This window comes from Oceanispirochaeta sp. M1 (assembly GCF_003346715.1).
GTDB lineage: Bacteria > Spirochaetota > Spirochaetia > DSM-2461 > DSM-2461 > Oceanispirochaeta.
Genome location: NZ_QQPQ01000077.1, coordinates 1 through 10,529 on the forward strand (window position 1 = coordinate 1; position 10,529 = coordinate 10,529).

At 37.9% G+C, this 10,529-nt stretch carries 12 protein-coding genes; 9 read left to right on the top strand and 3 right to left on the bottom strand.

Annotated elements, in window-relative coordinates; all coding sequences use genetic code 11:
• Window positions 1–52: 52 nt before the first annotated feature.
• Window positions 53–637 carry a hypothetical protein gene (locus DV872_RS25045; RefSeq protein ID WP_114632712.1) on the top strand — a complete coding sequence of 195 codons (585 nt, stop codon included), beginning with the start codon at window positions 53–55 and terminating at the stop codon, window positions 635–637.
• Between the two features lie 129 nt (window positions 638–766).
• Here the strand turns inward: DV872_RS25045 and DV872_RS25050 are convergent, their stop codons facing one another.
• The 3 genes from DV872_RS25050 to DV872_RS25060 all read right to left on the bottom strand — a co-directional run bounded on the left by DV872_RS25050 (window position 767) and on the right by DV872_RS25060 (window position 3,291).
• Complete coding sequence (locus DV872_RS25050) at window positions 767–928, bottom strand: FeoB-associated Cys-rich membrane protein (RefSeq protein ID WP_114632723.1); 162 nt, start codon at window positions 926–928, stop codon at window positions 767–769.
• Complete coding sequence (feoB, locus tag DV872_RS25055) at window positions 928–2,931, bottom strand: ferrous iron transport protein B (protein ID WP_114632713.1); 2,004 nt, start codon at window positions 2,929–2,931, stop codon at window positions 928–930. The genes DV872_RS25050 and feoB overlap by 1 nt, the downstream gene beginning before the upstream one ends.
• 117 nt (window positions 2,932–3,048) lie before the next feature.
• Window positions 3,049–3,291 carry a FeoA family protein gene (locus DV872_RS25060; protein ID WP_114632714.1) on the bottom strand — a complete coding sequence of 81 codons (243 nt, stop codon included), beginning with the start codon at window positions 3,289–3,291 and terminating at the stop codon, window positions 3,049–3,051.
• Window positions 3,292–3,616: 325 nt separating this feature from the next.
• On the opposite strand from DV872_RS25060, the gene DV872_RS25065 reads away from it, so the two are divergent.
• From DV872_RS25065 to DV872_RS25105, 8 genes are all read left to right on the top strand, one after another.
• Window positions 3,617–3,982, top strand: coding sequence for a metal-dependent transcriptional regulator (locus tag DV872_RS25065; protein WP_114632715.1), 366 nt, complete (start codon window positions 3,617–3,619; stop codon window positions 3,980–3,982).
• A gap of 250 nt (window positions 3,983–4,232) precedes the next feature.
• On the top strand, window positions 4,233–5,519 hold the full coding sequence (locus tag DV872_RS25070) for a hypothetical protein (protein WP_114632716.1): 1,287 nt from the start codon (window positions 4,233–4,235) through the stop codon (window positions 5,517–5,519).
• A 364-nt stretch (window positions 5,520–5,883) separates the two neighbouring features.
• Window positions 5,884–7,308, top strand: a complete 1,425-nt coding sequence (locus DV872_RS25075; protein WP_199563543.1) for a DUF1254 domain-containing protein — start codon at window positions 5,884–5,886, stop codon at window positions 7,306–7,308.
• Between the two features lie 140 nt (window positions 7,309–7,448).
• A complete protein-coding gene (locus DV872_RS25080) occupies window positions 7,449–7,709 on the top strand; it encodes a hypothetical protein (protein WP_158547178.1) in 261 nt (86 codons plus the stop codon).
• Window positions 7,710–8,091: 382 nt separating this feature from the next.
• On the top strand, window positions 8,092–8,355 hold the full coding sequence (locus DV872_RS25085) for an NAD(P)H-nitrite reductase (protein ID WP_114632718.1): 264 nt from the start codon (window positions 8,092–8,094) through the stop codon (window positions 8,353–8,355).
• A gap of 769 nt (window positions 8,356–9,124) precedes the next feature.
• Complete coding sequence (locus DV872_RS25095; protein WP_114632720.1) at window positions 9,125–9,424, top strand: hypothetical protein; 300 nt, start codon at window positions 9,125–9,127, stop codon at window positions 9,422–9,424.
• Entirely contained in the window at window positions 9,421–9,768 is a 348-nt protein-coding gene (tnpB, locus tag DV872_RS25100; RefSeq protein ID WP_114632721.1) for an IS66 family insertion sequence element accessory protein TnpB, read from the top strand. The genes DV872_RS25095 and tnpB overlap by 4 nt, the downstream gene beginning before the upstream one ends.
• 47 nt (window positions 9,769–9,815) lie before the next feature.
• Entirely contained in the window at window positions 9,816–10,523 is a 708-nt protein-coding gene (locus tag DV872_RS25105) for an IS66 family transposase zinc-finger binding domain-containing protein (protein ID WP_114632722.1), read from the top strand.
• Window positions 10,524–10,529: the final 6 nt, after the last annotated feature.

The window sequence follows — 10,529 nt, forward strand, 5'->3', positions numbered from 1 at the left end:
ATGTGTATGAGGGACAGATATTATCTATACATAAAATAAGTTGAGGTCATAAATGAAAAAAATAGTATTTATTTTCTGTCTTTTTTTTGTTACTTTTACAATTTCAGCGAAAACAATAACGAATACTGTCAGTTTTACTACTTCTTCATTTTCAATTGCTAATTTAAATATTTTTTCGATTGATAGTGTTATTGGAGCATCTTACAGGCTCAGCTTCTGCCCGAAAGATTCTGGACTTTATTTTGGAGTAGATACAAGTCTGGGAATACCAGTTTCAATGGCTACATACACTGAATTACTAGGATTTAGGATGAGTGATAGTCCCCGAGATTTACTTTCAAGTATAAAGGCACCAATTGGGATGAGATGGGCTGGGACTGATAAATCCATGGGATTTTTCCTGGGAGGCGGACCTGCATTTTTCTTATTGAGTAATTTTGGAAATAGATCCACTACCGCTTTAGGGATTTTTGGCGAACTTGGATTTGAAACGAATAAAACATCAGATGTTGGATTTTTCATAAGTCTTCAATCAAGTAACTGCGCCTTAATTAGTAATGGATCATTGTTAAAAAATTCATTTGGAAATTGTACTTCATTAAATATTGGATGTAGCTGGCGACGACAAAAAGATTAATCAATTACAAATTCTTATATCTAACTGAATCAACTCGATACATATGATATAGGGAAATGAATGCTAACTTATTACAAAACAAGTTAGCATTTATCACTCATGAATATGACTGTCATCGAAACTTTCTAATTAACCTTTTTCTTCTAGAGGGACATTACATTGTCCGGACATAGGACATCCCGTACAGCCTGAACAACCTGCCCCTTTTTTCTTATCTTTTAAGATTTTCCAGAGGGCTCCTGCAATTAAAAATATGATAACCCCAATAATCAAAATATCAGTTGTTGTCATCATGCAGCCTTCAATGAACTTTTAATCTCTGATCTGTTATTTCTAAGAATGAGATACACAATGAAACCTATTATCGCCACAACTGCCATTAGTCCACCAAGGAATCCACTGCCCAATTCACCCATGGTAAATAATGTTCCCAGCTGATACACAAGAAATGCAACGATATAACCCATTCCCAATTGAAATCCGATTGCCCCCCATAGCCATTTCCTTGATTCCATCTCTGAATTCATAGACCCGATAGCTGCAAAACAGGGAGGTGTGAATAAGTTGAATACCAGATAGGAAAGTGCTGCAACTGCTCCGATTCCAAAGACTGAAACAACTTCAGAACCTCCTGCAACGAGTGCAAGTTCTTCCACATTAATAAAGTTGGTAATTGAAAAAGTTACCGCCAATGTTCCTACAACATTTTCCTTTGCAATAAATCCGGTAATAGCAGCTGCTGCAAACTGCCACAGACCAAATCCAAGAGGAATAAAAATCCATGCTAGAGGTGATGCGATAGAGGCTAGAATACTGGAGCCTGGCATTTCTTCAGTGACAACCTGTAACTGCCAGTTAAAAGTCTGAAGAATTTGAACGACAGCGTTACATATAAGAATAATGGTACCTGCTTTTATAATAAAAGCTTTAGCCCGACTGAACATTGAGATTGTTGCTCTCTTTATGCTGGGAATACGGTATTCAGGAAGTTCAATGAGAAAATATGAGGTCGATTTATCACCAGTAATGAGCCTAATGACTAAACCGCTGACAATAATCATTAGAATTGCCAGAAAATACATTGATGTTCCAACCCAGGCATTATTGTTGAAAAAGATACCGGCAAAAAGAGCTATAATCGGTAATTTTGCACCACAGGGCATGAAGGGAGCCAACATGGCTGTCGTTCTTCTCTGCCTTTCATTTTTTATTGTTCGAGTCGCCATAATTCCGGGAATAGCACAGCCAGTACTGATGATCATAGGAATGATAGATTTACCGGATAATCCAATTTTCTTAAAGTATCTATCCATAATTAGTGCAACACGAGACATATATCCAGAGTCTTCAAGAAGAGCCAGCATAAAAAAGAGTACCATAATCAAAGGAAGGAACCCGACAACAGCCCCTACCCCACCAATTATACCATCGAGTAGGAGTGAACTCAGAACAGGGTTTGTTCCCTCTCCCAGAGCCCCTTCGACAAGACCATAAAAGCCATCAATCCAGCCGACAAGAACATCTGCCAGCCAGGGACCCACCCAGGATTGTGACACTGAAAAGACCAACCATATAATTACTGCAAAAATGGGGATACCCAGCCATTTATGAGCTACAAAACGGTCAACTTTATCCTGTCTAGTCTGTGATGACGATTCCAGTTTCCTTCTTTCTACCTGTGTTACAATGCCAGACACACGATCATATCTCTTCTTATCCAGAGCCTCAATTTCCTCTTTGCTGAATTCTATGATTTTGTCTTTTGGGGAGGGCGCTTTTTGTTTATCACCATTTTTATTTACTGAAACAGCTATATCAATAAGTGATGCTAAACCATTCTGCCTGCTTTCAGTGGCAATAGTCTCAATTACAGGACATTTCAGTACTTCACTTAAAAGCATTGTGTCAATAATAGTACCTTTTTTCTCATTGATATCACACTTATTCAAAGCAACAATTACGGGCACTCCCAGTTCTAATAATTGAGTGGTAAAGAACAGACTTCGACTGATGTTACCGGCATCAACAATATTGATGATTACATCCGGTTTTTCATTAATTACAAAGTCTTTTGTAATAGATTCTTCGCTTGTATATGGTGACATAGAATATGCACCGGGCAGATCAACTACTGTTACGTTTTTTTCATCAGAAATGAATGATGACTTAACCGAGCCCTCTTTTTTTTCTACTGTTACCCCGGGCCAGTTACCCACATGTTCAATTTTCCCTGTAATCGCATTAAACAGTGTCGTTTTACCACTGTTCGGATTACCTGCCAATGCAATTTTCATATCTATCTCCTATTTTCATATCAAAAGCTCTGATATGAGTTATATATGTGCATACTATTTTTATTAGGGATGGCTTCTTTTAGACTTAAAAAAAAAGCCCTTTAAGACTTCTCTTACTTATACAGCTAATTCTTCTATATTTATATCTTCAACAAAAATAGCTGACGCCAGATTTTCATCAAGACTGTATCTTGCATCTTTGATATTAACTATAAAATTTGAAGAAAGTTGTGAGATTATTGTGATTCTTTCCCCTGGATAACAACCTAATGTAAAAAGGAATTCACTCATACCTTCTTCCAGTGCATTGATTCTTACAATGCTATATTCTCTAGCAGTATTTCCCTCATTCAGTTTCATGAAAGTTTCTCCAAAGTTTATTTTTATTCCTGTAAAAATAGTTTATTAAGATTAACTTTTTCTGTCAATAGGTAGTTATGACTAATTTAAGTTGTAACGTATACTATTATTTCGTAATGCTTATATATGATAATACTCAAATAATAACTATTTTAAAAGACATTTTTGTAAATCTATAAATTTCGGAATAGTGGAAATAGTATTCAATATTAGATGCAAATAACCAATTTTCAAAAAATATATTTTTATTATAAATATTTCCATACTTTATTCGTCTTAAAAATTGATACAGGAAAGAAACATGGATTACTGAAAAGGAGTTATAATGAAAACTATAAATACAAATTATGACTATTTAATTACTATATTTATCCTCTCAAAACAGACCGGGACTGTCCGATCGGTTGACATTGCTCACGAAAAAGGAATTTCAAAACCAGCAGTTTGTTCAAGAATGAAACTACTATTAAAGCTTGAATATATAACTATGGATCATAGGGGTATACTTCTTACAGAGACAGGAAAATCCATAGCAGAAACTCTGAATAGAAATTATTCGCTTTTTAAAACTCTTCTTGAAACTATTGGTTTTGATGAGAACAACGCAGATGAAATAGCGTATCATTCAGCACAAATAATGAATCCAAAGTCCTTTAAAGAATGTTCAGATTATATACAGAAAGTTAGTTAGAGCTCTCAGACATCAAAATTTTAGTTTCGTACATACTTATAAACGTAAAACTTGACAAATGATACTCCGTTTACTATAAATGTCTATATATCATAAATTATAGGTCCCAAAAGGCTCTTAAGTGTAGATACAAAAACGACTTTTGTTCTGATGGTGATCATAGAGATCAATCGTCCTCAACGTGGAAACATCGACTTCTGCGTCGACAGTATTGTTGTGAAAAAATGCTTCAAGACTAAAGGAAATATAAATGTCTGCAATGAAAAAGACCCGAAGGATATTAATTCTCACACTGCTGCTGTTAACTTCCTTTGCAAACCATGTTTTTGGTCAGGATAGTATCGAAATCAATGAAATCAGGACAGATCTGGATGGTAAAACAAAGCGTGGTGTACTCCTCAAAGAACTTGGTCTGGAGAGCGGCCAGCAATATGAGAGCCTTGAGGATCTTGAAATTTTCATTCAGTTCCATGTCAATAATTTGCTGAGACGTCGATTATTTAAATCTTTTGAATGGAATATTCTCCCTGCAGGAGAGGGATTGGTAGATATCCAGATACAGTTGGAGGATTCAGTCACATTAATACCAAGACCAATTTTAAAATATTCTACTGCAAGAGGTCTCACTTTCGGACTGAAGGCAGATTATTATAATGCTTTTGGGACTCTGACAGACCACATGGTTCAAGGATATTGGAGTCCTATTGAATTACTTTTTGAGTACAATGTTGATAATATCATAGTCGGAAAATTTCATTTGGGAATGAACATAAAGCAATTTGATGGAACAACACGTTATGGAAATATTGATGGAAATACGGTAGCGGAGTACCGTAGTACATATTCACAGTTAAGCGGTTCCCTGGATATACCCCTTGCTTCAATCAGCCCCTGGACCTATACCGTCACACCACTGTTGTCGTGGCAATACAATCACCGCATGATTTCTAATGAGACAAGCTATCCCGACGAGGTATTTCGAAATTATGGGTTTTCTCCGGGATTGAATCATGGCTTTGTTTTGGATGATGTTGACTGGGTTGGTAATTTCCGTAAGGGATTATATTTCGATATGATGAATTATAATCTCTGGTACACTGGATCGGGGACAAGTGATCTTTTTCTTGAATCTGATCTCAAGGGTTTTATCCCTCTCACTTCATGGTTTGAGATTTCCGGACGCATCAGTGGATTTTATTCATTCACCGGTCCAAGGGATAATGCTGGAGATCGATTACGAGGGGTTGTTGATTACATGACATATGGGGCTTGGGGTAATTACCTGTCACTTCAGACGAATTTTAAAGTATTTGAAACACCTAGAGGCCTCGCCCTTCACCTACGGCCTTTTACAGATATCGGATATGTTTATTCTGAGTATTGGGGCAATGGTCCTGATGCCTGGGAGTATTGCGTTGGATCGACTATTATTGTTTTCTTCAAAGCATTACCCAGCTTGAACCTCAACATCGACTGTGGTTGGGATTTAAAACGTAATATGCCTGAATTGATTATTGAAACCATCTCTTTTTACTGATGAGAGCTAACCGTCAAAAGAAAAGACTGTTACTTTTAATCACATGGAAGAGCTTCAACCTATGATTTGCGATTTCTAAGATTTTGAAAATCCAGTTTCTGTAAGAACATTAATATAATTTCAGAATTATCTATTTTATTTGATAAAAATGTCTATATGCATATTATATAGTTAAATATGAAAAATCCTTGCATCTGTGGGAAAAGGGATAACTGAAGTGATAGCGATCTCTCGGACTGTTCGAAAAAAAGAACACACAGGATGAATGATTATCAGATAACAATTGGTACAACAGGTTTCAATCAATTTGTTATAGCACCACTTCAGAACAGATAGAAGCCTTCAAAAATTCAAGGAGAATAGCATGAAAAGGATGAACATAACTCAAGTATTAATAACCGCGATCTTACTGCTGATTTTGTGTGGTTGTGAGACAGGAAAGAAGCCTGTCGCAGGTATACAAATAGCCCCTTCCGAAGCTCGAGCCATTGCCAGAGAGGCGTATATTTACGGCAACCCGATGGTGGATAATTATCGTATTCAGTATGCGAGCTTTGTGGATAGCAAAGATCCTGAATTCAAAGCTCCCTGGAACCAGATTAAGAATATATCACGTGTCTTCACTCCTGATGACACAGCGATACAAACCCCCAATTCCGATACACCCTATTCCTGGCTTGGGTTGGACCTACGGGCTGAGCCCATCGTACTGACTTTACCGCCTATAGAGAAGAGTCGCTATTTCAGCATACAGTTAATCGACATGTATACACACAATTTTGACTACCTGGGCAGCCGGACAACGGGCAATGATGCTGGCAGCTATCTTATTGCCGGTCCCAGCTGGAAAGGTAATAAACCCGAAGGTATTGATAAGGTTGTCCGCTCGGAAACCGAGTTGGTAGTAGCCTTTTACCGAACTCAGTTATTTCTTCCTGAAGACATGGGAAATGTCAAAAAAATTCAAGAGGATTACAAGGTGCAGACCCTTTCTGCATTTCTCGACCAGCCGGCTTCAAAGGAAGTGCCAGACATCCAGTTTATCAAACCCCTTACCCGTGATGAGATCAAGACATCTCCCAAGGTGTTTGAGCAATTAAACTTTGTTCTGCAATTCTGTCCCACACACCCGTCCGAAGAGGATCTTATGATGCGTTTTGCAAAAATTGGTATCGGAGCAGGAAAAACATTTGATATGAACAGTTTCTCACCAGAAGTTCAGGCAGCCATCGAGCAGGGCATCATAGATGCATGGGAAGACGACTTCGCGGGCTTGATGGAAAAATCTATAGCTGGTGAACTCACCTCCGCAGAAACCTTCGGAACAAGGGAGCATTTGCAAAATAACTATGCCTACCGGATGGGAGCCGCTGTTCTAGGTATCTGGGGGAACACGGCCGAAGAGGCAATTTACCCAAGCTATTATGTCGACTCAGACGGGCAGGATTTAAATGGTACCAATAGCTACACCATCACTTTTGAAAAGGATCAATTGCCCCCTGTCAATGCCTTCTGGTCATTGACAATGTATGAACTACCGGCCAGCCTGCTTGTCGCTAACCCTATCAACCGGTATTTACTCAACTCTATCATGGTTCCGGATTTTGTCCCCAATGAGGATGGGAGTATAACGTTATATCTTCAGCATGAGTCTCCTGGTAAAAGTAAGGAGACCAACTGGTTGCCCGCACCTGAGGGACCATTCTCCGTCATTATGCGCCTATACTGGCCAAAACCGGAAGCCCTGGAAGGTACATGGAAAGAGCCGAAGTTACAGAAGATTAAATAAAGCCCTTAATCAACAGAATGTCATCCGCATGAATCACGACACGCCCTATAGCAGTACGATCGTTGACATCATATGACGAGGTGAGCTACAAGGTTACCTACGATGCCTTGCCAGTACCACCTTCGGCAAGAAGGAGGATGTTGATCCGATCCGTCATTTATTGGGAAGTGCAATGGCCTGGGGGGCTGCCGGAAGAAGAAGCCTGCAGCGTAAATAATCTTAGCGGAATCCCCAATAAAGACGGCTCCTTCACGATTCACTTCGGGGGTGATCCTAAAATTGTAAATCACTTACCAATTTCCGAAGGGTGGAATTATATGATTCGCTTTTACCTACCCCGCAAGGAGATTCTGGATGGGAGCTGGACATTTCAGGGTGGAATGCCAAAGGATGCAAAGTAATTAGATCCGAACTTGCTGATCAGCGGCTGGCTGAGGGGAAATAAGTGAGAATTACCTCTGATTTTATCTTTTGACTCCCTGTTGCTGTATATTTACCTTCTTTGATATCAAATATTCCCGTAGAAGGATTGAAGGGAATATCCCAGATCATTGCTGTATAATTTAAGTTTTGTTTAACAATCTTTAAAAATTCTGATAGTTAAGATGGTACTTGCTTGTTATCAATTCTTTTTTTAATAGTATGATATCTGCCCTTTTAAGCTCGAAAAAAAAAGACCTGCCAAGAGGATTCGAACAGCCAGCCTCAGCCTGCATCTTATTCAATACTATCTTACTATTATAATTCAGAATCTGTATAATATTGTAAATAAAGGATGTTTGAATGAAAGAATGGAAATCTGCTTCTGATAATGAAATAGTCTGTTACTGTAAACAAATTAATAAGAAAATAATTGTCGACTCTATTTTAACCGGCAACAATAGCCTTCAGTCCATAACAGAGGCCACCACAGCATGTTCCGGTGGAGACTGTAAAAATCTTAATCCTTCAGGAAAGTGCTGCTCTGCTGATATAATAGAGCTGATTAGATTGTATTCTGAAACTCAGGAAAAGGAATCAAGCTGTTCCTGCTGCTGTGGGAATTAGTGTTTCAATGATCTCCTGCAATCCTTTTTGAAGGATAGGATCTTTTCTCCGGCAGAGCCTCAGAAAAGTCTTTTTTTTCATGCAGGATTAGTGAAATTGAGAGATAGAAAACCGGTATTCTAAGTAAAATTATTATTCGAGAAAGAATCTTAAAACTATCCAATTTAAAGATGTAATACCCACCCATAAATTCATATATTAAAAAATATTAATCTATCTGCATATCGAAACTGGTAATAACTAATAATGAGAGCCTTTAAGTTTGTGTCGGTGACCGGAATCATGCAAAAGAAAGTTAAATACACTATATGTGTATTCTGTTCCAAAATGTTTAATTGAAGCTAAATATCAGCTTGAAAGACACATTAAAGTTATATAAAGCAGTCAACTGTCAATTTTCAAGAAATTGACCCCCACGTTTTCGCAATACTGACCCCTGAAATTCGGTGTATTGCCCCCCCAAACCACCATCAACGAACCTCTAATATCTGATTTTTTAACCTTCTATTTACTGTGGAGAATCAAGGCAAGATTTGAGTAATCGTGCTAATTTAATGAAAATTTTTACACAGTTTACAAACGTTTTACATTTGTGTAACCACTAAAATAGTAATTCATAGCATATTATTCATAGCTAATAAAAAAATGAAATGAAATATCACTAAGTTACTAACGATCCTTTTGAACGAGATGTTTGTAAGCGCCTGTTTCACCGCATCTACCGCATAATCTCATGACAGATTATTTTATCCAGTAAGGAGGTCACCAAATGACCCGAGAAGACTGGATAGAAACAATTAGCAGATGGCAATCAACCGGAAGACCCATGACAGAATTCTGTAAAAAGGAAGGAATAAATTACTGGACCTTCAGAGATTGGAAAACAAGGATTCTACAACCATCATATTTAAAAGAAACTAAACTTGTTAAACTGAATTCCATTCAAGTAAGCAATGATGAGATAAATAACATTGAAATTTTCATCGGTAAAGCTAAAATCATTGTCCCGAAAAGTTTTGATGAAGCTCATCTCCTGAACATAATTTCTGCTCTTGGGAAAATCTCATGATCCTGGATTTAAATAATCTGAATATATATGTAAAACCGGGAATCACAGATATGAGAAAGCAGATAAATGGTCTGTCCATTCTGGTTGAGGAAGATCTCAAACAAGATCCCTTCTCTGGTTCACTATTTCTCTTCTGCAATAAACAGAAACGGCTCTTAAAGATTCTCTATTGGGATCGAAATGGATTTTGCCTCTGGTTAAAGCGTCTGGAGAAAGATCGTTTCCCCTGGCCGTCCGATGAAAAAGAAGCCAATTTGATCTCTTTAGAACAATTTAAGATGTTGCTCAATGGCATAGATTTCTGGAAAGCTCATAAGCAGTTGAACTACACATCGGTTTCTTAAAAACATTTTACTATTAATTTAAACGTACTCCTGTTATAATTCTCATTATGGCAACTGGAGAGGATAAATCATCATTACCCGATGATATCGAAAAGTTAAAGCAACTCGTCCTTGATATGCAGGAGAAACAGAGAAAGCAAGATGTTCTGATTCAGAGCCTGCAGGATGAGATTCTGTTCATCAAAGGATTGAAATATGCCAGAACAAGTGAAAAATGGACTGTAGAAGATAAGAAACAGATGGTTCTATTCAATGAAATAGAACAGATCGATACTGACACTGATGAGCAACCTGAGCAACCGGAAAAGAAAAATCGAAAAGGGAAAACCGGTGGAAGAAAACCTATCCCGGCAAACATTCCCCGTGAAGAAGTCATACACGATTTGTCAGATAAAGAAAAAGCTTGTCCCCACTGTCATACCGAGAGACCGCTTATCGGACAGGAAGAGTCTGAAGAGCTGCAATTCATTCCGGCCAAAGTAATCGTAAGAAGACACATCAAATTGAAATATGGACCCTGTACTTGTGAAATTTTTCAAAATGATGAAGATGTTCCAACAATTATCAGGGCAAAAGCTCCTCCACGGATCATGCCTGGAAGCATCGCTTCATCGGGACTTTTAAGTTACATCCTCGTTGAGACTGTAGAAAAAGCCAGCTTTTCAACAGTTCTCATGAAATCTATGGTAAAATTTAGAAAACGGAGGTTCATCTTATGGCAAGATACAAAGAGTATTCTTATGACCAGACTATGATGATTC